At 51.5% G+C, this 23282-nt stretch carries 28 protein-coding genes and 2 pseudogenes; 19 read left to right on the forward strand and 11 right to left on the reverse strand.

Annotation, left to right across the window (positions count from 1 at the left end):
* Positions 1-669: 669 nt before the first annotated feature.
* Positions 670-861 (forward strand): helix-turn-helix transcriptional regulator, encoded by a 192-nt coding sequence (locus tag ACMWLG_RS11345; protein ID WP_013098166.1) that lies wholly within the window; start codon positions 670-672, stop codon positions 859-861.
* 229 nt (positions 862-1090) lie between these two features.
* Complete coding sequence (locus tag ACMWLG_RS11350; RefSeq protein WP_015386466.1) at positions 1091-2089, forward strand: hypothetical protein; 999 nt, start codon at positions 1091-1093, stop codon at positions 2087-2089.
* Here ACMWLG_RS11350 and ACMWLG_RS11355 read toward each other — a convergent pair.
* Positions 2086-3045, reverse strand: a complete 960-nt coding sequence (locus ACMWLG_RS11355; RefSeq protein WP_007869714.1) for a hypothetical protein — start codon at positions 3043-3045, stop codon at positions 2086-2088. The two genes, ACMWLG_RS11350 and ACMWLG_RS11355, sit on opposite strands and share 4 nt — an antisense overlap.
* 81 nt (positions 3046-3126) lie before the next feature.
* Between ACMWLG_RS11355 and ACMWLG_RS11360 the strand changes: the two genes are divergently transcribed.
* From ACMWLG_RS11360 to ACMWLG_RS11410, 11 genes are all read left to right on the forward strand, one after another.
* Complete coding sequence (locus ACMWLG_RS11360; protein ID WP_007869717.1) at positions 3127-4011, forward strand: GTPase family protein; 885 nt, start codon at positions 3127-3129, stop codon at positions 4009-4011.
* Between the two features lie 260 nt (positions 4012-4271).
* The gene (locus ACMWLG_RS11365) at positions 4272-5009 is read left to right on the forward strand and encodes a DeoR family transcriptional regulator (protein ID WP_013098169.1); all 738 of its coding nucleotides are present in this window, start codon (positions 4272-4274) and stop codon (positions 5007-5009) included.
* 56 nt (positions 5010-5065) lie between these two features.
* Positions 5066-5338 carry a hypothetical protein gene (locus tag ACMWLG_RS11370; RefSeq protein WP_007869719.1) on the forward strand — a complete coding sequence of 91 codons (273 nt, stop codon included), beginning with the start codon at positions 5066-5068 and terminating at the stop codon, positions 5336-5338.
* Between the two features lie 43 nt (positions 5339-5381).
* Positions 5382-5678, forward strand: coding sequence for a hypothetical protein (locus ACMWLG_RS11375; RefSeq protein ID WP_015386464.1), 297 nt, complete (start codon positions 5382-5384; stop codon positions 5676-5678).
* Positions 5679-5804: 126 nt separating this feature from the next.
* Entirely contained in the window at positions 5805-6626 is an 822-nt protein-coding gene (locus ACMWLG_RS11380; RefSeq protein WP_007869723.1) for a DUF932 domain-containing protein, read from the forward strand.
* 23 nt (positions 6627-6649) lie between these two features.
* Positions 6650-6889: a DUF905 domain-containing protein gene (locus ACMWLG_RS11385; protein WP_007869725.1), complete on the forward strand. Its 240-nt coding sequence runs from the start codon at positions 6650-6652 to the stop codon at positions 6887-6889.
* A 103-nt stretch (positions 6890-6992) separates the two neighbouring features.
* Positions 6993-7451: an antirestriction protein gene (locus ACMWLG_RS11390; RefSeq protein WP_013098170.1), complete on the forward strand. Its 459-nt coding sequence runs from the start codon at positions 6993-6995 to the stop codon at positions 7449-7451.
* 15 nt (positions 7452-7466) lie between these two features.
* On the forward strand, positions 7467-7943 hold the full coding sequence (gene radC, locus ACMWLG_RS11395) for a RadC family protein (protein ID WP_013098171.1): 477 nt from the start codon (positions 7467-7469) through the stop codon (positions 7941-7943).
* A gap of 8 nt (positions 7944-7951) precedes the next feature.
* Positions 7952-8179 carry a DUF987 domain-containing protein gene (locus ACMWLG_RS11400; protein WP_013098172.1) on the forward strand — a complete coding sequence of 76 codons (228 nt, stop codon included), beginning with the start codon at positions 7952-7954 and terminating at the stop codon, positions 8177-8179.
* Between the two features lie 13 nt (positions 8180-8192).
* A complete protein-coding gene (locus tag ACMWLG_RS11405) occupies positions 8193-8510 on the forward strand; it encodes a type IV toxin-antitoxin system YeeU family antitoxin (protein WP_007869729.1) in 318 nt (105 codons plus the stop codon).
* Between the two features lie 20 nt (positions 8511-8530).
* On the forward strand, positions 8531-8857 hold the full coding sequence (locus tag ACMWLG_RS11410; protein ID WP_007869731.1) for a TA system toxin CbtA family protein: 327 nt from the start codon (positions 8531-8533) through the stop codon (positions 8855-8857).
* Positions 8858-9100: 243 nt separating this feature from the next.
* Here the strand turns inward: ACMWLG_RS11410 and ACMWLG_RS11415 are convergent, their stop codons facing one another.
* From ACMWLG_RS11415 to ACMWLG_RS11430, 4 genes and pseudogenes are all read right to left on the reverse strand, one after another.
* Positions 9101-10432, reverse strand: a complete 1332-nt coding sequence (locus ACMWLG_RS11415; RefSeq protein WP_045402634.1) for a VasL domain-containing protein — start codon at positions 10430-10432, stop codon at positions 9101-9103.
* A gap of 103 nt (positions 10433-10535) precedes the next feature.
* Positions 10536-11006 carry a hypothetical protein gene (locus tag ACMWLG_RS11420; protein WP_045402632.1) on the reverse strand — a complete coding sequence of 157 codons (471 nt, stop codon included), beginning with the start codon at positions 11004-11006 and terminating at the stop codon, positions 10536-10538.
* 14 nt (positions 11007-11020) lie between these two features.
* Positions 11021-11473: a type VI secretion system baseplate subunit TssE gene (gene tssE, locus ACMWLG_RS11425; RefSeq protein ID WP_045402629.1), complete on the reverse strand. Its 453-nt coding sequence runs from the start codon at positions 11471-11473 to the stop codon at positions 11021-11023.
* 178 nt (positions 11474-11651) lie between these two features.
* Positions 11652-11897 (reverse strand): annotated as a pseudogene (locus ACMWLG_RS11430) (AAA family ATPase); the annotation flags it as partial.
* Between the two features lie 297 nt (positions 11898-12194).
* Here ACMWLG_RS11430 and ACMWLG_RS11435 point away from each other — a divergent pair.
* The gene (locus ACMWLG_RS11435) at positions 12195-12539 is read left to right on the forward strand and encodes an OmpA family protein (RefSeq protein WP_226855302.1); all 345 of its coding nucleotides are present in this window, start codon (positions 12195-12197) and stop codon (positions 12537-12539) included.
* On the opposite strand, the pseudogene tssB reads toward ACMWLG_RS11435, so the two are convergent.
* Together tssB and ACMWLG_RS11445 are read right to left on the reverse strand one after the other, a co-directional pair.
* Positions 12508-12840, reverse strand: a pseudogene (tssB, locus tag ACMWLG_RS11440) (type VI secretion system contractile sheath small subunit); the annotation flags it as partial. The gene ACMWLG_RS11435 and the pseudogene tssB overlap by 32 nt on opposite strands.
* Before the next feature lie 633 nt (positions 12841-13473).
* Positions 13474-13611 (reverse strand): hypothetical protein, encoded by a 138-nt coding sequence (locus ACMWLG_RS11445; protein WP_162184392.1) that lies wholly within the window; start codon positions 13609-13611, stop codon positions 13474-13476.
* A gap of 12 nt (positions 13612-13623) precedes the next feature.
* Between ACMWLG_RS11445 and lpxP the strand changes: the two genes are divergently transcribed.
* Both lpxP and ypdK read left to right on the forward strand, forming a co-directional pair.
* Positions 13624-14544 (forward strand): kdo(2)-lipid IV(A) palmitoleoyltransferase, encoded by a 921-nt coding sequence (lpxP, locus tag ACMWLG_RS11450; RefSeq protein WP_024907634.1) that lies wholly within the window; start codon positions 13624-13626, stop codon positions 14542-14544.
* Between the two features lie 356 nt (positions 14545-14900).
* Complete coding sequence (gene ypdK / locus ACMWLG_RS11455; protein WP_099458937.1) at positions 14901-14972, forward strand: membrane protein YpdK; 72 nt, start codon at positions 14901-14903, stop codon at positions 14970-14972.
* Positions 14973-15024: 52 nt separating this feature from the next.
* On the opposite strand, the gene alaC is transcribed toward ypdK, so the two are convergent.
* Both alaC and ACMWLG_RS11465 read right to left on the reverse strand, forming a co-directional pair.
* Positions 15025-16263 carry an alanine transaminase gene (gene alaC / locus ACMWLG_RS11460; protein ID WP_023308710.1) on the reverse strand — a complete coding sequence of 413 codons (1239 nt, stop codon included), beginning with the start codon at positions 16261-16263 and terminating at the stop codon, positions 15025-15027.
* 18 nt (positions 16264-16281) lie between these two features.
* Positions 16282-16530: a hypothetical protein gene (locus ACMWLG_RS11465; protein WP_100245663.1), complete on the reverse strand. Its 249-nt coding sequence runs from the start codon at positions 16528-16530 to the stop codon at positions 16282-16284.
* Positions 16531-16649: 119 nt separating this feature from the next.
* Between ACMWLG_RS11465 and ACMWLG_RS11470 the strand changes: the two genes are divergently transcribed.
* Entirely contained in the window at positions 16650-18356 is a 1707-nt protein-coding gene (locus ACMWLG_RS11470) for a sensor histidine kinase (RefSeq protein ID WP_023308711.1), read from the forward strand.
* Positions 18357-18359: 3 nt separating this feature from the next.
* Positions 18360-19085: a LytR/AlgR family response regulator transcription factor gene (locus tag ACMWLG_RS11475; RefSeq protein ID WP_045402623.1), complete on the forward strand. Its 726-nt coding sequence runs from the start codon at positions 18360-18362 to the stop codon at positions 19083-19085.
* Between the two features lie 35 nt (positions 19086-19120).
* On the opposite strand, the gene glk is transcribed toward ACMWLG_RS11475, so the two are convergent.
* Positions 19121-20086, reverse strand: a complete 966-nt coding sequence (gene glk, locus ACMWLG_RS11480) for a glucokinase (RefSeq protein ID WP_023332935.1) — start codon at positions 20084-20086, stop codon at positions 19121-19123.
* 205 nt (positions 20087-20291) lie between these two features.
* Between glk and ACMWLG_RS11485 the strand changes: the two genes are divergently transcribed.
* Entirely contained in the window at positions 20292-21527 is a 1236-nt protein-coding gene (locus tag ACMWLG_RS11485; protein ID WP_045402619.1) for an ion channel protein, read from the forward strand.
* Here the strand turns inward: ACMWLG_RS11485 and ipdC are convergent, their stop codons facing one another.
* Entirely contained in the window at positions 21528-23186 is a 1659-nt protein-coding gene (gene ipdC, locus ACMWLG_RS11490) for an indolepyruvate decarboxylase (protein WP_045402617.1), read from the reverse strand.
* Between the last annotated feature and the right edge of the window lie 96 nt (positions 23187-23282).

A 23282-nucleotide genomic window follows, 5' to 3' on the forward strand; every position in this document is an offset into this window, starting at 1 on the left:
TCTGTTCGTCGGAAAAACGCTTCTTCATGGGGATGTCCTCATGTGGCTTATGAAGACATTACTAACATCGGGGTGTACTAATCAACGGGGAGCAGGTCAGAGTCAATAGCCGATTTAGGTCACAGCACTCAATCTGTAATGTTTCCAGCACTACATTAGTCAGCCTTGTAACAAGCAGCAGGTAACACCTGTCGCAACTTACTGCGGTGGTATAGCTGATGCCTTCCATTCAACATGCAATCAATGTTCAGCAATCTGCAGCAAGATGTTGTTTGATATAGCTGTCCATATATCGGTTACGCTGACTTTAAATATATCTTTAATTTTTATTTATTTGGTTTGATTGGCTGGGTTTTTAATTAATGTTTGAATTTATATTCCAATCTTGATCTGTTTGTAAGATTTAAATACTAGTAAATGCTGCGTGGGTAGCAACCTGAATCTTACCATTTTTACTTTAATGGCAGGTCTCATTTGATCATTTTGCATGATCAACTTAGGCGGTTTTATCGGAGCATCTTACAAAGACTACACCATCAATCGTTTCCTCCCCTCTAGTTCGCAACTGAAGTGAATTGTCAAGACAATTTCTAGAGCGATCTTTTGCCTGCACTTTGTGGCCCTATACAGCCAGTATCTTGCGAAAGGGCGGCACATCAGGAGAACAGTGTGGAAAGAAGTGAAAACAATGACATGCAACTTGTAGATATGAAGTGGATCGCAGCAACGCTGAAAGTCACTGATAAATGGATTTATAAGCAAATTCAGGACGGAAAATTTATGAAGCCAATAAAACTTGGCAGAAGTTCTCGTTGGAGGCTAAGTGACATACACGAATGGTTGGAAAACCGCGTGAAGTGAACATGGACGGTATGTAATGGCAATATGTTGCAGAAAAGGGTGCAAAGAGAATATAGCATCTATTAGCTATGAATATGGTGTCAGGCTTTGTTATATCCACTTTAATAGACGGAAGGAATTGAGCCGAAAAAGGAATGTAAAGAAAGACATTCGCTGTAAAGTTTGTGGTGCTAATTTCTCTGAAACGAGAAATAATAAATTTTGCTCAAATAAATGCAAAGGGATTGGTATGAGAACCCTTAAGGATTCTGATAAAACTGAAATCCATAATCACTCGTACTGGCTTAACACAGAGGGGTTTATTAAAAACAATCCATTGCAATTGAATTCAATTAACGGTCTTGAGGATATCGCCAACATCATTTCACTATACCGAATTAAATCCCGATTACAGATTCCATGTAGCCATTTTTTGAAAAAGAAAATACGAGGCAACTGCAAAAAAAATGAACACAAACTAACTCCATTTATTAAGCTGGATTTAAGTCATAAGTATCCAAATTCAAAAGGAGGGATGAATGTACCAGAGAACATTATGATTGCACCTTCATTTATAAACAAAATGAATAAAGATAAAATCCCTGAAAATGATGCTTTTGAGATGTTTAATGGTCATTCTCTAAGTAAGAAAAGGAAGGATATGCCGCATAGTCTCATCAATTCTATCGTTAGAAATTATTCAGACGATGAAGTTAATGCATTGTTTTGTAAAATTGGCAAGCTGCCAAGAATAAAAAATGGACAAAGCAGATATTTAAATGCTGACGCAGTTTTCAACCAGGTTTTTATTTTTGATCTATTGAATGCGGAACTGATTCGCTTAAAAGAAAGAACCATCCTTTATTGTCTGAAATACATATGTAAGCTTTTTCGAAACAAAATAATTAAGTTTAAAGGTAAGCGTGTCACTTTTATTACCTGCTACTTTGATATGATTGCACTTGCTTTCTTTCATGCTTATTTGCGAGGCGATCCTGAACGCTTTTTATCCAGAATTAAGAGGTTCGTGTGGGTAATGGAAAATGGGAAGAAAACAATGTTAAGGGTACGTGCGCTTTTTTCTTCACTATCTCTGTTTAGGCGGTATTGTAAAAAACACCTGTCAATATCTGTTAGCGATCCTGCGTCTGCTAAAGAGAGTATATTAGACATTTATGCGAAGTTTTTTGCGGTTAAACCCTCCTACATTTCCGATGAGGGCTATCCGAGGTGGATTCGCAAATGCTAGTGAGGTGTGAATTCATTATTATCAAGTTCATCGCTAAGTATATCCATGAAATAATCGATCGCGTTCTTGATATTACGCAACTCAGTGCCTGAGGAATTAAGTGAGTTGTTTATTTCAGTGTTTTTTAAGATTACGCCTTTAGCTGCGCTCAATATTAAAGCATCGATGATAACGAATGTGTCAAGTGTGAGCAATTTCCTTTTTATTGTTTCAAAACTCAGCCAATTATCTATATCATTTTGCACTTGTTTTGGATATGACTGCCTTTCGAGTTTGATGATGCCTGCAATTTGGCTGGAGAGAATATAATCAGAGTAACGAAGATCAATTGTAATCCATAAATTAGATAAAGAGGCCATTTCAGTTGAGTAAGGATAATTATCTGGAATGATTTGGCTGGTCAGATGATTGATTTTATTAAAAACAGAGCTTAACTCAGGATTGGCGCTTCGGGCATTAGGGTAATCATTAGGAGTGAAGGGGAAGCATGCATGGCATGCTTCAAGAAAACGCATGTGCTCCTTTATACTGGGATGTGCATTTCTGGATTCATTAAAAATCCTTTCAAAGGTAAGTTTTTGCACAGCCTGTCTGGGGTTTTGTTTCCAGATAATTAAATCCACATTGTCTTGCTTTAAAATATCAAGGTTTTCGATGCGTGTTGACAACGTTTTTAACTTTTCCTTATTTGAATCGTTTTGCATGAATTTGTTTCGCAGAGTTCTCTTTTGGCTGTCAGAAAGCTTTTTATTATCAAACTCCATGCTGTTTATTTCCATGCGTTTGATTGCTCTTTCACAGTTAAAGAATAACTCTCTGCAGTAGAATGCATTCATTAACTCTTCTTTTTTATAGGTTGATATACGCCTGGAGTATAGTGCTTTGTTCTTTTTAATGAATTCCAGAACTTCTTTTTTTGCTTTTTCTTGATTGTGACTTTTCATTTTTTTATTCACGATTTAAATTTTCTTTAAATATATATCACCAGATTGACAGAGGCAAGCGATGCTTTCTTAATCAATTGATAAGGTGACATAATGAAATGCAATAAAGAATTAAATCAGCTGTATTCGCCACTTAGTCTGCTGCCCAGCAATGTTGCAGAGGAAGTCACTAAACGTCTGCACGACATTATTCATTACCAGCCCATCATCGGCATAATGGGAAAGACTGGTGCTGGGAAGTCGAGTTTGTGTAACGCACTGTTTCGCAGCACGGTCTCGGCCGTCAGTCATACCACTGCGTGTACCCGTGAGCCACAGCGTTTTACGCTGCAGGCAGGTGAACGCCAGGTGACGCTGATTGATCTGCCCGGGGTGGGCGAAAGCCCGGAGCGGGATGAAGAGTATCAGGCACTGTATCAACGTATCTGGCCGGAGCTGGACCTGGTGCTCTGGCTGATTAAAGCCGATGACCGGGCACTGACCCCCGACTGTGATTTTTATTTTCGGATGCTGTCACCAGGCAGTGCTGGGAGGGATAAGGTGCTGTTTGTCCTGACCCAAGCCGATAAAATCGAGCCTTCCCGTGAATGGAGCGGCTTTCTTAATCAACCTTCAGAGCAACAGTTAAAACACCTGAAGGAAAAGCAGCGCGCGGTGTGCTCGTTATTCAACCACCCGGCACTCCCGGTGATCACCGTATCAGCAGCCACTGGCTGGCATCTGCCTGAGCTGGTGGAGGTGCTGTTTCGCTCACTGCCTGCCCGCGCCAGCAGTGCCGTCAGTTCGGTCATCAGACCACAATACCGCACGCAAAAAATTGAGGCGCAGGCGCAACAGGATTTTGGCGATACGGTCAGCGACGTGATGACACACACCCTGTCGGAGCTGTCCCTTCCCTCCGCAGTGAATGCGGTGGTCAGTACCGTGATTAGTGCGGTGGTCTCTGTTGCCCGCAGTGTCTGGCGGTTTTTCTTCTGACGGCTGAAATGCCGTTATCCCGTGAGCAAATGCACCACTATGTGTGCACCTTGCATTCGCTCTCCGTTTGCCGGACACACCCTGTCCATTTTAGGTGTGGTGTATCCGGTTAAAAAACAGACTGAATACAGTCAGTGCCGCAGCCCGTACGGTACTGACGGGTGATAAAAATATTTTTCGCCCTGTCCATACCCTGACCCTCCCCCTGTTTACAGTAATCACATCTTTTTCAATACGTTCATCACGATGGAGAACATGCCATGTCACAGACTGAGCACCGCTATGACCGACTGGCGGTCAGACTGTCTCTCATTATCAGTCGTCTGCTGGCAGGCGAAACACTGAGCGTGAAGACACTGGCAGTCGAGTTTGGTGTCTCGGTACGCACCCTGCGCCGCGATTTTCGTGAGCGGCTGATATATCTGAACCTTGAGTACCGTCATGGGCACTGCCGATTGTTGTCAGATCCCGGTATGGCACAGCGTGCCCCGGGAACCCTGTGCTTTATGCGCAATGTTGGGCTTCAGCAGGTGTTTCCAGAAACGGACCTTCGCTTGGTAAACACGCTAACGGACAGTGAGGATATCTCATCCTGTCTGGTCTGGCAGGAGGACGCCGAAAGCGCCCCCGTCCGCCCCGGTCTCTTTTCCCGACTGGTCGATACCATCATTCAGCAGCAGTGCATCCGGGAACTGGCTGACGGTGTGCGGGCTGAACACCTGGCACCGTACCGGCTTATTTTCCTTGAGGGAGCGTTGTATCTGGTCGGTGAGCAGCACGGAAGGATCGTTGTTCTGCCGCTGTCCGGGATCACCGCCATCACCGTCCTGAGTGAGGGCTTCGAGCGTCGTGATACGGTATGTCAACTCACCCGTCAGGTGGCCTTCATCCGGGCGCTGCCTCATTTCCCGGTCATGCACGACGTGATGGCTGCATCCCATTCTGCGCCACCTTTAACAGAGGAGAAGAGCCCTGCTGCAACTAACACGACGGGGTGACCATCAGGCCATCCCTTTCATTGTTGTCTATTACCTACTTAATAAGGAAACACCGTATGCATCCGCGTTATCGTCGCATGATTGCCAGCGCCCTGGCCCTCAGCAGTGTCAGTCTTTTTATCCCCACCGTAGCCCAGGCTGGATACAGTGATTACGAGGCATTCCGTCTGGTCAGAACGGAGAACAGCGCCGCGGGCGGGGCACAGAAAATCTGCACGTATCAGAGTATGGTCACCCGAAAATATGTCCAGTTGGACATGCCCTATACCTGCCAAGGCATGATGTTTCGCAACCGGAACGACGGGCTGTTTTACGACAGAACAAACTAACTCACTGAGTTTATGGAAATTGCCATGTTTAAGGAGGGCTGCTATGCCTTTGAGCCTTTGTCTCAGCCTGTCAACCCTAGTGGGGCTGATTATCACGGTTGTTGATACCCGTATTGTCGGGTTCGGGTATTCAGCATGGGCCGCCGTGCTGCAGTGTGTCCTGCCGGGCCTGGGCGTCTGGCTGGGTAATCTCATCCGAAAATGGATCATGCCGGATGCGGTTTACGGAAGTACCGGTGCCGTCATTCAGGCCCGTCTGCTCTGGGCGGTATTGCCCCAGTTTATTGGCTGGTTCATCGGATTTATGGTCGCCATGAGCATACTGGGTATCCGGGCCTGAGCCTCCCGCGACAAACTCAACGACGGGTATTCCCCCTTCCGCACACTTTGCTGTTTAACCCCCTACCACGGCCTGCTCAGTTGAGCAGGCCGTTTTCGTTTGTTTTTTTCTCACAGGAGTCTCGCCATGACCCGATTAGCCAGCCGCTTTGGTGCGGTAAATCTTATTCGCCGTGACCGTCCGTTAACCCGTGAGGAGTTAATGCATTATGTACCGAGTGTGTTCAGCGAAGACAAGCATGAGTCCCGAAGTGATCGTTATACCTGTATTCCGACCATTACCCTTCTCGATAACCTTCAGCGCGAAGGCTTCCAGCCATTTTTTGCCTGCCAGACCCGGGTTCGGGACCAGAGCAAGCGAGAGCACACCAAACACATGCTGCGCCTGCGTCGCGAAGGCCAGATCACTGGCAAACAGGTCCCTGAAATCATCCTGCTTAACAGTCATGACGGCTCCAGCTCATACCAGATGCTGCCGGGGCTGTTTCGTGCAGTCTGCCAGAACGGGCTGATTTGCGGTGAGAGTTTTGGTGAGGTACGTGTGCCACATAAAGGCAATGTGGTGGAGAAAGTCATTGAAGGGGCTTACGAAGTACTGGGGATATTCGACCGTGTGGAGGAGAAGCGCGATGCCATGCAATCGCTTTTGTTACCGCCACCAGCACAGCAGGCACTGGCCAAAGCGGCGCTCACGTACCGCTTTCGCGAAGACCACCAGCCGGTGACGGAATCACAGATACTTTCCCCACGCCGCTGGCAGGATGAGAGTAACGACCTGTGGACCACCTACCAGCGCATTCAGGAGAATCTGATTAAGGGCGGTCTGCCGGGCAGAACGACCAAAGGCAAGCGAGCTCATACCCGTGCGGTAAAGGGGATTGACGGGGACGTGAAGCTCAACCGGGCGCTCTGGGTCATGGCGGAGAATATGCTGCACCTAGCGTCCTGACACGCTGACTATCCGGAGTCACCATGACTGAATCGTTAACCCTGCCTCCCGGTTCGTTCTCACGTCAGCAGGCCGAAACCCTTATCCGTCTGTACCGTAATATCACCATTGAAGACGACCAGGGCAGTCACTTCCGCCTGGTGGTTCGCGACACCGAAGGCCGGACGGTCTGGCGGGCATGGAACTTTGAACCGGATGCCGGTGAAGGTCTTAACGGCTACATCCGGCAGTATGGCATCCACAAAGACACCGTTACCCGCTGACCCCGAAGCATTTACCCGCGACATCTCACCTTCCCGAACACGCTTTGTTAACCCCATACGCCAGCCCTCGCCGCTGGCGTTTTTTATTGACGGAGACATATCCATGACAACGCAGACGCAGTACGACCTCGCACCCGCTAACCAACCCGAATTTGAACTGACCGTCACGCCAGTCCCCGATGAACAGCGTATCGATTTCTGGCCGCAACACTTCGGCAGCATACCGCAGTGGCTAACCTTGGAGCCGCATATCTTCGCCTGGATGGACCGCTTCTGTACGACCTACGGCGGTGGTATCTGGTCGTTCCACACCCTGAGCAACAGCGGGGCATTTATGGCCCCCGAGTATGACAGTGACGATAAATGGCATCTGTTTAACTGTCTGAATGGCAACGATGCAGATATGAGTGCAGAAGCCGCCGGTATCGCGGTCTGCCTGATTGAATACAGCCACCATGCCTGTCGCACCGAATGCGATGCAATGACCGCACACTTCTACCGCCTGCGGGACTACGCCCTGCAGCATCCTGAAGCCCACGCCATTCTGCGTATCATCGACTGACCGGAGGAACAACGAATGAAACAGCTTTCCTTTTTACCCGGCGAGATGACGCCACACGACCGGCGTCTCATCCAGCGGGCGCTCAGGGCGCTGGACCGGCACCTGCATGAGCCCGGCGTGGCCTTCACCTCCACCCATGCTGTCCGTGAATGGCTGCGACTGCATATGGCCGCACTTGAGCGGGAAGCGTTCCGGGTGCTGTATCTGGACAACCAGAATCAGTTGATTGCCCATGAAACGCTCTTCACCGGCACGATTAACCGCACTGAAGTCCATCCCCGGGAAGTGGTCAAACGTGCTCTGCATTTCAACGCGGCGGCGGTGATACTGGCGCATAACCATCCTTCCGGTGAGACAACACCCAGCCAGGCTGACAAAGCCCTCACGCAGCGACTGGTGCAGGTGCTTCAGCTGGTGGATATCCGCGTCCCTGACCACCTGATTGTTGGCGGCAGGCAAATCTATTCGTTCGCAGAACACGGTCTGTTGTGAGGTATGACATGAAAATTATCAGTAAACGCCGGGCAATGACGATATACCGCCAGCATCCTGAGTCCCGGATCTTTCGCTACAGCAGCGGAAAATATCAGTGGCACGGCAGCGTCTGTCATTACACCGGCAGGGACGTTCCGGATATCACCGGAGTCCTCGCGGTATACGCCGAACGCCGCCAGGACCGCAACGGGCCTTATGCCTGCCTGATGAGTATTACCCTGAACTTACAATAAAAGGAGAGCCCCCATGACCCACATCATCTGGGGCCTGCAGCGGGCTATCACGCCGCGCCTGGGAGCCCGTCTGGTACAGGAGGGCAACCGGCTGCACTACCTGGCTGACCGGGCCAGCATCACCGGTATGTTCAGTGACGCCGAATGCCGGAAGCTGGATGACACATTCCCACACTTTATCCGCCAGATGGAATCGATGCTGACCACCGGTGAACTCAGCCCCCAACATGCCCACTGCGTCACCCTGTACCACAACGGTTTTACCTGTGAAGCCGACACCCTTGGCAGTTGCGGCTACGTATACATCGCCATTTATCCCACTCAGCGTTAATTACCTTCACGAGAGCAAACATGAAAACTTTACCTGCAACAACTCAGCGGGCAGCGAAGCCCTGCCTGTCACCCGTGGCTGTCTGGCAAATGTTACTGGCGCGTTTGCTGGAACAGCACTACGGTCTGACAATAAACGACACCCCATTCAGCGATGAAGTTGTTATACAGCAACATATCGATGCCGGTATCACCCTGTCAGATGCCGTGAATTTTCTGGTGGAAAAATACGAACTGGTCCGTATCGACAGGAAGGGATTTCGCTGGCAGGAACAATCCCCTTACCTTCGGGCTGTCGATATTCTGAGGGCAAGACAGGCAATAGGTCTTTTACGAGGATCTCATTGAGATATGGTAAGATGAAGTTTTCGAGTACGATATCTATTAAGCGGAATCGAACCAAAGACGGTTAGTTATTATTCAATGAATTCTGTCAAAATAACTTTTGGGGGCCTTATTGGGGGCCCCTTAACTTTATTAACAACAAATAAACCTTAACTATCAACAAATAAACCATACATATTCGAAGTCTGCAGGGGACACTTTACCCTCCCACTTTTTCCAGTACATTCGTTTGCCCACCGCCAGAATTCACTGAGCAGAAGAATCCTGTTTTATTTGAGCGTAACGCGTTGCCAGCTGTTTAAGACGCAACTCCAGTTGAGTCTTTTCTGCTTCAGGAAGCGCGTCTCCTGCTGGGTGCTGCGACAGGCGCCTGAGTTGTTCTTCAGCCGGTATCGTCTGGTTAAATGACTGTATAGTCGAAAAAACTACGGATTTAAGCTCGCTTACCGTGATGTATTTTCCTTTTTGCTCGTCCAGGCTACTCAGCCGATGACTCAGCTGTTGAAGCGTCATCATTCCCTGATACCAGCTGTTCATTGCGTCGACAGGTAACGCTGCCGCGTTAAATTTTTGCTGCCAATGCATTGTGAGCGGTTTCGCCTCCTCCGGCCATAATGTCTGGAGCTGCTTTAACAGCTGAAGGCTGTAGGAAATATTCCAGTCAGGAGGCAGTTTATCCAGGCGGGCAAGCTGCTGCTGCGTGTCTGTGATAAACGTGGACGGTAAAGTACCTCGCAGTGTTAACGCGTTTTGCTGCACAGGCGTGAGCACTTCGGGTAACGGAGCCAGAGAGGCAAAAGCCTGAGTCGCCAGGGGGTCGGGTCTGGAAAAAGAAACCCATCCCCACGCCACAGCGATACAAACCACCAGCGTGGAACACATCCCGGCAAAAAAGAGCTTCCACTGTCTGGCAGGCACGGGGGCTGTCGTGCGATCCTCCCCATTCGGCTGATTTTCCTGATGCACAACATATACCCATTTCACCTCTTCGATCGGTTCGGCTTTCTCCAGAGGCGATTCGCTATCGGGCTTCATGTTCACATTCAAATCGGACGTCTCATTACTGCTTTCCAGCCGTTCAGCATTTGAACGTATCAACGTTCGTAACGTATCGAGCTGGCTTAGGTGTTTAAGCTCAAGGCGCTGGAGCACCACGCTCAGGCTGGTAAGTAACGCTTCAGCACGATAAAGCTCACTAAGATGGCTGCTGTTGAATGGAAGCATACGCATGCGCTGCTGCAGGCGCTGGCTCAGGCCGCTAAGGATTTCCATACGAGCGTGTTGTGTCTTCGGCCATAAAGTTTCCCACTGGCGGCTAATCAGGGCCTCCAGAATCGCCAGCCCTTCATTCAGGCCAGCTAATCCAGACTGGTGAGTACGGGCAAGGGTGTACCAGGCTGCTGTCTGCAACTCCACACCGTTCTGTTCAAACATTGAGAGACAGAGTCTTTGGACATATTGCCAGTTCACATCAGGGCGAGCAGGATGTGTAAGCTTACTGAGTTCATCGCGGAGGGCGGCATAATCTGGCAGCGTACGCGGGTCGCCGCCGGTTTTTAACGTTATATGTTTGATCATTCTGCAGGGCCTGCATATCCGTGTCGGTTAATATCGTCAGTTGATGTGTAAAGCAATTTTGCGTGTAGAAATGCTATGACTAATAAAGGAATGAATGTTATTGCTAGGGCAGCAGCGCTAAAATCAGACCGAAAAAAACACCTTCATCAAATAGTTGTCCTGACTGAGGTGATGTATCAGGGGGAGTAAAGATCCAGTCATATACACTCCCCACCCGCATGAACAGGCGTCCTTGAGAAATCGCGCTGTACCCGGAAAAAAAAGTCACCTCGACACAGCCTGCAACTCCCTGTCCATACAGGAATATCGGCATAAACTTAACCGCCCGGTTACCATAACGCAGGACGATACCGGAAATATCAAAAGCCCCGCCCTCCACCAGCAGGTCCGGAACATATACCGTCAGTGGCTCTGCATTCAGTCCGGTATCTGTCAGCCACGCGTCTATTTGATCCTGAAGCTGAGCCATTCGCATGCGAAACGCTGCAATATCGGCCTGACTCTTGCTAACTGCGGGAACAGGTGAAGGTTGTCGCGCCTGCAGCTTCTTCAGGAACTGTGATTTTACTGACATGGTGTTAACTGACCTTATATACGAGGTATTGTGTCGAGATACTGCTGTTGCCTGAGATGCCGCAACAGGACCCGTCCTTCGGGCATAAACTCAGTCCCGTAGCGCACCAGGCCAATCCCTTTAAGCTCAGCGTCAATGGCATAGCGCAGCTCGCCGGGAATGTTCTGCTCCAGCAGAACAACGTCTATTTTTTTCAGGCGTGGCTCATATTTGAGCAGAACGGCAGACAATGTGCTCATGAGCTCATGAGCCGTTCCGGGCATCCCCTGCAGGATTTTTGTCATATCGGGCAGCCCGTAATCAGGCAGATGCGCCAGCGTGCCGGCGCGACAGTTGAGAACGCGCTGCATATTGTCCAGAACCGAAAGGATGACCTGATTTTCTTCACTGACCTGATGCAGATCGAACCCACCGGTAAAATTGCCAAATAGCGTCTCGTACAGCGAGGAACGGGGCGTCTCATTCATCTTTCAGTGCCTGCATGGTCAGCTGGTTGTTCCCCGCCTCAATGACGCGTGCCTTATCCGGATCAAGGTCATCCCGACTCATTACTACACGCCAGGTATTGTTCTCCTGGTCCGGTGACATAAACATCCCGGCCACCGCCACGTACTGCGCATTTTCCTCCATTGGCATATCGACCGTGCCCGCGCCGATGATGGTGTGCGCTTCGTCGATAAACAGCAAAATCGGGATCGGTGACTGCTGTACCGCGTCGATGACGTTTTTCAGACGCTGTTCAAATTCGCCTTTCACACCGGCGCCCGCCTGCAGCAGACCAAGGTCGAGGGTGCGCAGGATGACCGGTTTGAGAGATTCGGGGACGTTGCCTTCGGCAATACGCAGTGCCAGGCCTTCGACCAGGGCCGTTTTGCCATGCTGGCATCCTGGATGAACAACCAGCGTCTCATCCGTAATGTGGGCGATCACCTTGCGTTGTATCACCAGCTGCCGGGAAAGCCTGTGGCACCGAAACTGCGTGCGCAACAGCGACTGAGAGCAGATGGCGCATTGCTGGACGACTGGCAGCGCCGCGGGGAGCCACTGCGCTATCGCCTTGGGTTGTATCAGGGGCTGCGCCTGATTCCGCTCGTTGAAGCCGCCGTCAGTGACTGGGCGCCTCCACCACCGCCTCCGCCGGTCATTAAGAAAATCATTCAGGGTCCTAAAACCCTTCGCCTCGACAGTATGTCACTGTTCGATTCCGGCAAGTTCGTGCTGAAAGCGGGTTCCACCAAAATGCTGGTGAATTCACTGGTTGGTATCAAAGCGAAGCCCGGCTGGCTGATTGTCGTGTCCGGCCATACCGATAACACCGGTACTCCGCAACTGAACCAGACGCTGTCCCTGAAACGTGCCGAAGCGGTGCGCAACTGGATGCGTGACACCGGCGACGTGCCGGAAAGCTGTTTTGCGGTGCAGGGCTATGGCGAAAGCCGCCCTGTCGCAACCAACGACACCCCGGAAGGGCGTGCGCTTAACCGCCGTGTCGAAATCAGTCTGGTATCTGAGCAGCCACCTGCTCTGGCGTGAAATCTTTCATGCTCTGAAAAGTCAGCTGAATAGAGTCCTCACCACCATCCTCGGACAGCGTATTTTTAACGGTTAGATTAAGTTTTGGGGAATATTCAGAAAGAACGCTGTCGAAATTATTTTTCGTGATGTTAACCTTCTCACGCTCAGATATTTGAGCAGACTCCTGACCATTACTGAAATCACCCGCAACCAGTAATTTCAACGGTAATTCCATTTTCTTACTTGCCCCGCCCGTATGCAGGTCAAGCTTCAGGTTTATACGTGCCTTAGGCACCTCATTTTGAAAACTGTCAGCCATTTCATCATCCCTCTGTGTTTTTGCTACGCCAACTTCACGGTATCGTTCTTGATGCGCAATATTAGAATAATGATCGACGCAAAATCAAATATGCAGATCATTTACCCGCAATGAGAAATTTCTTAAGAATTTTCCACTAAGACATTATTGCGAATTATCCTTTAGCCTTAGTAAAAGACACTGCCTTCTTCATGCAAAGCGAATGTTTGTATCGTAAAAAGGATCACAAACAGAGAGATGCTAATAAAACCATTTTGTTTTGATTTACATCACGGCATGATATCAAAAAAAGATGAATGAACAGCGACAGGTTATTGCGAGCAGATAAAAGACAGAGGTTAATGAATAAATACAAGCGACGAATTGATTTATGGCATGAATAATAGATAAGAATTTTCACAAAGAAAATTCTTATCTATTATTCGAAGGGAAAATAAAACGTATATTAAGGTCCGAAAATAAACACTGCTGCTCTTTTTTCGGCTCACTCCTGCTTACGCAAAGGCTTCAGTTCTCCCCTCAGGCATGAAAATCGCTCTCACTTCTTGAGCTTATACAGTGGAAAATCAAACACCTCCAGAATCGCCGCTTTTTTAATCAAAAACGAGTAATAGCACATATCGTATAACGGTGCTACATTACGCCGCCCACCCAAATCAGCAGTGGCCAGGCAACGCCGTAAAGTTCGGTAAAGCCTGCAACCATCACCTTGAAGAACGGTCTTATCGGCACGTCGTATCGCAAACTCTGCGCTACCTTTACAGGCTTCACATAGGTTCTACTATTTTGTCTCAATCCAAATTTCAACGTGCGTTTTTACACCCACGTTACTGGTTTACATGGTTTGGTCTTGGCGTGCTCTGGCTGCTGGTTCAACTTCCATACCCTGTCCTGCGCTTGCTGGGGTCAAAACTGGGCAGCGCTTCCCGCGTTTTTCTGAAACGTCGCGAATCGATCGCGCGTAAAAATATTGAGCTTTGTTTTCCGCAGTACAATGCCGAAGAGCGCGAGAAACTCATCGCGGAAAACTTCAAGTCTATCGGCATGGCGCTGCTTGAAACCGGAATGGCCTGGTTCTGGCCGGATGAGCGTGTCCGCAAATGGTTTGACGTGGAAGGACTGGATAACCTTAAACGCGCGCAGATGCAAAAACGCGGCGTGATGGTCGTCGGCGTTCACTTTATGTCGCTGGAGCTGGGCGGCCGGGTGATGGGGCTTTGTCAGCCAATGATGGCGACCTACAGACCGCACAACAGTGCGTTGATGGAGTGGGTGCAGACGCGAGGCCGCATGCGTTCCAATAAGGCGATGATCAGCCGTAATAACCTGCGCGGCATGGTCGGTGCCCTGAAGAAAGGTGAGGCCGTCTGGTTTGCGCCCGATCAGGATTATGGACGTAAAGGCAGCAGCTTTGCCCCCTTCTTTGCGGTGAAAGATGTTGCGACGACTAACGGCACCTTTGTCATTTCTCGTTTATCGGGCGCCTCCATGCTGACCGTGACGATGGTGAGAAAAGCAGATAAGTCAGGCTATCGTCTGCACATCTCTCCTGAAATGGCTAACTATCCGGAAAATGAGTGCGAAGCCGCGGCGTTTATCAATAAAGTTATCGAAACTGAAATCATGCGTGCGCCCGAGCAGTATCTGTGGATGCATCGTCGTTTCAAAACCCGCCCTCTTGGCGAAGCCTCACTCTATATTTAGCTCTTCATCAGGTTAGTTTCGCTAAGAAACTAACCTTTTCAAAGACCTGTCTTCCCGCTGAGTAACTGTCTTTCAATGCGTCGCCCAAAGTGAATTTATTGCGAAGTGAAATCAAACTGTCGCCGTTCCACGACACACGTAAGTGACGGAAATTATTTAAAAAAATCCCTCTTGTCACCTCTCATTTTTAAGCGTACATTAGCGCCGTCTGGCAACAGGAAAGCACAGAATTCTGAGCTGGAGTTAACGGCGTAACGGGAAAATTCTCATTTCCATTTTAACCGGATTTCAGTTCTCTATAATCAGGTGGACTCTGTTTTTAAATGCGTACCACAAGATACGCGGAGCGATGAAACGTGAAATATTTCTTTATGGGCATTTCGGTGATTGTTTTAGTCTGGGCCGGAACCTTTGCCCTGATGATCTAGTGAAGAACATGCTGTCAAAAAAACAGGAGCCATCGGCTCCTGTTTTTTTATGTCATGACGACGCGGGGTGTTCAGCGACGCTCTTTGAGGTCAGAAGACCGTCGGCCCGGAACATACTCTTGATGCCCCTCACCGCCTGACGAATACGGTCGCTGTTTTCAATAAGGGCAAATCGCACATGGGTGTCGCCATAATCACCGAATCCAATGCCTGGCGAGACACACACTTTTGCATCCTGAAGCAGCTTTTTAGCAAACTCCAGCGATCCCATCGCCGCATAGGGCTCCGGAATTTTTGCCCAGACGTACATGGACGCTTTCGGCATTTCCACCATCCAGCCCGCTTCATGCAACCCTTTTACCAGCACGTCGCGGCGGCGCTTATACTGGGCGGCAATCTCGTGAACGCACTGCTGGTCGCCTTCCAGGGCAGCGATAGCCGCGACCTGCAGCGGCGTGAAGGTACCGTAGTCGTGATAACTCTTAATGCGCGCCAGGGCACTCACCAGCGTTTTGTTACCCACCATAAAGCCAATACGCCAGCCCGCCATGTTGTAGCTTTTCGACAGGGTAAAGAACTCTACCGCCACGTCACGCGCGCCCGGGACCTGCATAATCGACGGGGCTTTCCAGCCGTCATAGACGATATCCGCATAGGCTAAATCGTGAACCACCAGCACGTCATAACGCTTGGCCAGGGCTACCACTTTCTCGAAGAAATCGAGTTCCACGCACTGCGCCGTTGGGTTCGACGGGAAACCGAGGATCATCATCTTGGGTTTCGGATAGCTTTCGCGAATCGCACGTTCCAGTTCGTTAAAGAAATCGACACCTTCCACCAGCGGCACAGAACGGACCTGCGCCCCGGCAATCACCGCGCCGTAGATATGGATCGGGTAGCTTGGATTCGGCACCAGCACCGTATCGCCGTGATCCAGCGTGGCCAGCATCAGGTGCGCCAGCCCCTCTTTCGAGCCGATGGTGACAATCGCTTCACTTTCAGGATCGATATCAACCTGATAGCGATCCTGATACCAGCGCGAGATCGCGCGGCGTAACCTGGGAATACCGCGAGAGGTTGAGTAGCCGTGCGTATCCGGGCGCTGGGCAACCGTGCAGAGCTTTTCAACGATATGCGGTGGCGTTGGGCCATCTGGGTTACCCATGCTGAAATCGATAATATCTTCGCCACGCCGACGCGCAGCCATTTTCAGTTCAGCAGTGATATTGAAAACATAAGGGGGGAGACGATCGATACGCGTAAAACGGCGTTCAGGACTGAATTCAGCCATAGATTCCTCAGATTAACGTTAGCGCCCGGACCGTCCGAGCGACGCTGCCACCGATGTGGCATGTTTAGAAAATAACCTGAAAAAAATCATGCTGTCGAGAGGGAAATGAAAAAAAAGCGCTCGACTAAAAACCGGAACCCGGCTGCGCCTAAAAGCGGAAGCCCCTGTTTCGGGATCGGCTGTCTGATAGCTGTTATTTAACAGGATGATATCAAACCAGTTACCTGATGATGCGCCGTTCAGAAAAAAACAGGACGCCTCGGTCATCGCCAGATAATCCCCTTTGTAAATTATGGTTTTTCCTCATTTGATAAACCTGACGGATAGCTGGTCAATACGCGCCAGGTTTTTTATCATGGTTCTTTCCCGTTTTCCCAGGTCTACTCGTGCACGAAATATTCACTATGCTGCTGGCGGTTTTTGATCGTGCGGCATTAATGCTGATTTGCCTGTTCTTCCTGATTCGCATTCGCCTGTTTCGCGAGCTGTTGCACAAATCGGCCCACTCGCCAAAAGAGCTGCTGGCCGTTACCGCCATCTTTTCGCTGTTCGCCCTGTTCAGCACCTGGTCAGGCGTGCCGGTAGAGGGTTCGCTGGTAAACGTGCGCATTATCGCCGTCATGTCCGGCGGAATTTTGTTTGGTCCGTGGGTCGGCGTCATCACCGGCCTGATTGCCGGGACGCACCGCTACCTGATTGATATCGGTGGCGTAACGGCGGTGCCGTGCTTTATCACCAGCATTATCGCCGGGGTGCTTTCCGGCTGGATCAGCCGCAAAATACCGAAAAAACAGCGCTGGCGCGCCGGGATCGTCGCAGGCATGGTGTGCGAAACGCTGACCATGATCCTGGTCGTCGTCTGGGCTCCCACCACCGCGCTGGGGCTGGATATCGTTTCGAAAATCGGTATTCCGATGATCCTGGGCAGCGTGTGCATCGGTTTTATCGTGCTGCTGGTGCAAAGCGTTGAAGGGGAAAAAGAGGCCAGTGCCGCCCGTCAGGCCAAGCTGGCGCTGGATATCGCCAACAAAACGCTGCCGCTCTTCCGCCACGTTAACGCGGAATCGTTGCGTCAGGTCTGCGAAATTATCCGCCACGACATCCACGCTGACGCCGTCGCCATCACCAATATTGATCACGTGCTGGCCTACGTTGGCGTCGGGGAGCACAACTATCGCGACAACGATGACACCATAAGCCCGACCACCAGACAGGCGATTAACTACGGTAAAATCATTATTAAAAACAATGATGAAGCCCACCGAACGCCGGAAATTCACTCGATGCTGGTCATCCCGCTGTGGGAGAAAGGCGTCGTGACGGGCACGCTGAAAATTTATTACTGCCACGCGCATCAGATCACCTCAACGCTGCAGGAGATGGCCATCGGCCTGTCGCAGATTATCTCCACCCAGCTTGAGGTTTCGCGGGCGGAACAGCTGCGCGAGATGGCAAATAAGGCAGAACTGCGCGCGCTGCAGAGTAAAATCAATCCCCATTTCCTGTTTAACGCGCTGAACGCTATCTCCTCGTCCATTCGCCTAAATCCGGACACCGCGCGCCAGCTGATTTTTAACCTGTCGCGCTATCTGCGCTACAACATCGAACTGAAAGATGACGAGCAGATCGACATCAAAAAAGAGCTTTATCAGATCAAGGACTACATCGCGATCGAGCAGGCCCGCTTTGGCGACAAGCTCACGGTCATTTACGATATTGATGAAGAGGTCAACTGCGTGATCCCAAGCCTGCTTATCCAGCCGCTGGTCGAAAACGCAATTGTTCACGGTATTCAGCCCTGTAAAGGCAAAGGCGTCGTCACCATCAGCGTTACCGAAAGCGGCAACCGGGTGCGGATTGCCGTGCGCGATACCGGCCACGGGATTGATCCAAAAGTCATTGAGCGCGTGGAGTCTAACGAGATGCCGGGGAATAAAATCGGTCTGCTGAACGTGCACCACCGGGTCAAGCTGCTTTACGGCGATGGACTGCATATTCAGCGTCTTGAGCCGGGCACCGAAATTGCTTTTTACGTCCCGAATGAGCGCTCGCGCGCGCATACGACGACATCACTATTGCCCCAGGTGGAGTAACCCATGAAAGTTATCATCGTAGAAGATGAATTCCTGGCTCAGCAGGAGCTCACCTGGCTTATCAAAACCCACAGCCAGATAGAGATTGTGGGTACGTTTGATGATGGTCTGGACGTGCTGAAATTTTTGCAGCATAACCGGGTAGACGCCATTTTCCTGGATATCAATATCCCGTCGCTGGATGGCGTATTGCTGGCGCAAAACATCAATCAGTTTGCCCATAAGCCATTTATCGTTTTCGTTACCGCCTGGAAAGAGCACGCCGTAGAGGCCTTCGAGCTGGAGGCTTTTGACTATATTCTTAAGCCTTATCAGGAGTCGCGGATTGTCAGCATGCTGCAAAAGCTGGAGGCCGCCTGGCAGCAGCAAACCGCCCCCGCCAGCCCGACGGTACGCGAAAACGACACCATAAATCTGGTCAAAGACGAGCGCATCATCGTGACCCCGGTCAACGATATCTACTACGCCGAAGCGCACGAAAAGATGACGTTTGTCTATACCCGGCGGGAATCGTACGTGATGGCGATGAACATTACCGAATTCTGCAGCAAGCTCCCGGCTGCCCACTTTTTCCGCTGCCACCGGTCGTTTTGCGTAAATTTAAATAAGATCCGCGAGATCGAACCGTGGTTTAACAACACCTACATTTTACGTCTGAAAGATCTGGATTTTCAGGTGCCGGTAAGCCGCAGCAAGGTGAAAGAGTTCCGCCAGCTCATGCATCTGTAAAGAAAAAGCCCTCTCCTGCGGGAGAGGGCTTTGCGTCAGAGGATTTGACCGAGAACCTGACGCAGGTGAGCACCCGAGCCCAGCAGGCCTGGGTTATCATGCACGATCAGATAAACCGGAATGTCCTGCACGTAGCTTCTGAAGCGCCCTTTATCTTCAAACCCGCCGCGGAAGCCCGAGGCTTTAAAGAAGTCGAGGAAGCGCGGTACGATCCCGCCCGCGATATAGACCCCACCGAAGGTGCCCAGAGTCAGTGCCAGGTTGCCGCCGAAACGTCCCATGATCACGCAAAACAGCGACAGGGCACGACGACAGTCAATGCAGCTGTCCGCCAGCGCGCGTTCGGTGACGTCTTTCGGCTGCAGGTTTTCCGGCAGACGTCCGTCTGATTTCACAATCGCGCGGTACAGATTCACCAGCCCCGGACCTGAAAGAACGCGCTCGGCGGAGACGTGGCCGATCTCAGCGCGTAACTCTTCAAGGATAATGCCCTCTTCTTCGCTGTTAGGAGCAAAGTCAACGTGGCCGCCTTCACCCGGCAGGCTTACCCAGCGCTGAGCAACATGCACAAGATGCGACACGCCGAGGCCGGTACCGGCTCCGTAAACCGCAATCGGTTTGCCTTCGACCGGTTCAGCGCCGCCGAACTGGATCAGATGCTCAGGCTTCAGCATCGGGATCGCCATAGACACCGCGGTGAAGTCATTGATGATTTCAAGATGTGAAAAACCGAGGTTTTTTTTCATCTCGGCGATGGAGAATGCCCAGGTATGGTTGGTCATTGCGACCCAGTCGCCGGTTATCGGGCAGGCTATCGCGATGCAGCCGTCTTCAACGCTAACCTGATGCTCGTCCAGGTAGACGCGGACAACGGCTTCAAGGCTTGGATAATCCAGCCCGGAATAGGTTTTCGCCCGGGAAATCTCACCGCTACTAACATCGCACAATGCGAGGCGCGCGTTGGTGCCGCCCACATCACCTACCAAAGCATACTTTGTCATTCTTCTACTGCTCCGCTAAAGTCAGAATAAATCTTTGGGACACTGTAAATTCAAGGCGTGATAACAACAACGGCCATAAGGTGAATGCCCATGGATTATCGATCTTCGTCACAGAATAACTTTACCGTTTCAGCACCTTTTGCACTATTGCCATAAAGCTTAATGTGCAAAGTAACGTAATGCCGTTTTGTACAAGGAAATCATCATGCTCCACCCGCGAGCCAGAACCATGCTGTTGCTGGCAATTCCGGCGCTAATTATTGGCGTGGCCTCAAGTCTGGTGCTCATTGTCGTGATGAAAGTCGCGTCGGTGCTGCAAGCCATGTTATGGACGGCGCTTCCGACAAAACTAGGCGCCACCGCTGATTCTCCAGCCTGGATCGTTGTGATGCTGACGTTGACCGGTATTGCGGTAGGCCTGGTGATCCGCTTCAGTCCTGGCCATGCCGGCCCCGATCCGGCGCAGGAACCGCTGATTGGCGCCCCGGTTCCCCCTTCGGCACTGCCCGGGCTGCTCATTGCGTTGATTATCGGTCTGGGCGGCGGCGTCAGCCTGGGGCCGGAGCATCCAATTATGGCGGTGAATATTGGCCTGGCGGTTTTCCTCGGTTCACGCATTTTGCCCCGCGTCGGCGCGCTGGACTGGACCATCCTCGCCTCCGCAGGCACCATCGGGGCGCTTTTCGGCACGCCCGTCGCTGCAGCACTGATCTTTTCTCAGACGCTCAGCAGCAATAACGACGTCCCGCTGTGGGATAAGCTGTTTGCCCCGCTGATGGCCGCAGCCGCCGGGGCGCTCACGACCAGCCTGTTTTTCCATCCCCACTTCTCACTCTCCCTCCCCCACTACGGCCAGATGCAGATAGCCGATATTTTCAGCGGCGCCATCGTCGTCGCCATCGCCATTGCGCTGGGAATGGTGGCGGTATGGTGTCTTCCTCGCCTGCACAGGCTGATGCATAAGCTCAAACACCCGGTGTTGGTTCTGGGGGCCGGCGGTTTGATTCTCGGTATTTTAGGGGTAATCGGCGGGCCGGTGACGCTGTTCAAAGGTCTGGACGAGATGCAGCAGCTGGCCTTCAGCCAGGTGTTTAGCGTCTCAGACTATCTGCTGTTTGCCGCGATCAAGCTGGCCGCGCTGGTGGTGGCTGCAGCCTGCGGTTTCCGCGGTGGACGCATTTTCCCGGTGGTCTTTGTCGGCGTCGCGCTGGGGCTGATGCTGCACGAGCATGTCGATGCGGTCCCGGCGGCGATTACCGTCTCCTGCTCTATTCTGGGACTGGTTCTGGTGGTTACGCGCGACGCGTGGCTCAGCCTGTTTATGGCTGCGGTGGTGGTACCGGATTCAACGCTTTTCCCCCTGCTTTGTATCGTGATGTTGCCCGCCTGGCTCCTGCTGGCGGGCAAACCAATGATGATGGCCTGGCGAAACGACAAATAATCAGGCGCTATTGCGCGCTTCCAGCGCTTTGGTGATCGCCCCCAACAGCGGCGGGATATCCGCTTTCGGCAGCATCACCTCAATCAACGAGAGCCGCTCGTGGTGCGCCACTTTTTCAAGGACGTCCGCCAGCTGCTCCGCTTCACTGACCCGCCAGCACTGGGCCTGAGGATCAAGGCTCAGGGCCTGCGGGATTTGCGTCCAGTTCCATAGCGCAATATCGTTATATCGCTGTTCCGGCCCGTGGATCGCTCTTTCCACCGTGTACCCTTCGTTGTTAAGGACCAGAATGATGGGGTGTTGTTTATCCCGCAGCATCGAGCCAAGCTCCTGTATGGTGAGCTGCGCCGCGCCATCCCCCGTCAGCACAATCACGCGCCGGTTTGGGCAGGCGGTTTGCGCGCCAAACGCTGCGGCCAGGGTGTAGCCGATCGATCCCCACAGCGGCTGGACGATAAAATTCACATCAGCCGGAAGACGAAGGTCGATCGCGCCGAAGGCCGAGGTGCCCTGATCCGCAAGGATGATGTCTCCCGGGCGGATAAACGTCTGCAACGTTTTCCAGAAATTGTCCTGCGTCAGCGAGCCATCCGGCTGCGGATAGGCCATAGCGCTTTGAGACGACGGTGCCGGCGCATCGTGCACGTGCTGTTTACACAGCTCCACCAGCGTTTCGATTGCCTGAAGCATGGGGATGCCGGTAAACCAGACGTCACCAACGCGTGATGCATGAGGCTGAACTTCAATTGTTTGTGACGGGGTTAGCTGATGCGTGAAGCCGGCGGTCAGGGTATCGGTAAATCGCGTCCCGATGCACAGCACCGTGTCTGCCCCTTCAATCGCCTCTTTTACCGCCCCGGCGCTTGCCGAACCGCTATATGTGCCGTAAAACCCGGCGTGACGCTCGTCAAATATCCCTTTACCCATCAGCATAGTGGCGTGTGCCATCGGCACGTCCTTGACCCATTTCTGTAGGGCATGCTTCAGGCCGTGGCGTAGGACAAGGAAATCGGCCAGCAGCGCAGTACGCTTGCTCATGGCCAGCCTGTTCTCAGCGGCATCCCGAAACGCTTTCAGGCAGGCGCTATCGGCATGCGCGTGCCTGAGAGTGAGAGCGTTTACAGGAGGCGTGGCGGCTTTTTTTGCCACATCCGCAGGCAGCATCAGATAGCCGGGACGACGCTCCCGGAGCATGGTAGTCAATACCCGGTCAATCTCGTAACAGGCGTTTTGTTCGGTCAGAATCGCCTGTGCAACGGTGATCGGTTCGCTCATATGGTAAAAATGACGAAACTCACCGTCGCCCAGCGTATGGTGCAGCAACTCTCCTCTTTGCTGTGACGCCGTACCCGGCGCGCCCACAATATGCAGCACCGGAACGTGCTCGGCGTAGCTGCCCGCAATGCCGTTCATGGCGCTTAACTCTCCTACACCAAATGTCGTCAGCAGCGCGGCAAAACCCTTACATCGGGCGTATCCGTCCGCGGCATAAGAGGCGTTTAACTCGTTGGCACAGCCCACCCAACAGATATCCGGGCTGTCTATCACATGGTCGAGAAACTGCAGGTTATAGTCGCCCGGCACGCCAAACAGATGATCGGCTCCACAATCTGTAAGACGGTCCAGCAGGTAATCGGCGACGCAGTATGGGGTACGCATGAACAGGTATCCTTCTAATGTTGACCTCACTTTGAGTATTAAATAAGCGTGATGACTGTCCAGAATTGGCGATAAGAAGAGCATGGAAAGAATGCT

The organism is Enterobacter sp. 01-M-02-SI-ECC, assembly GCF_047530595.1.
In the GTDB taxonomy this organism is placed as follows: Bacteria; Pseudomonadota; Gammaproteobacteria; order Enterobacterales; family Enterobacteriaceae; genus Enterobacter; species Enterobacter cloacae_M.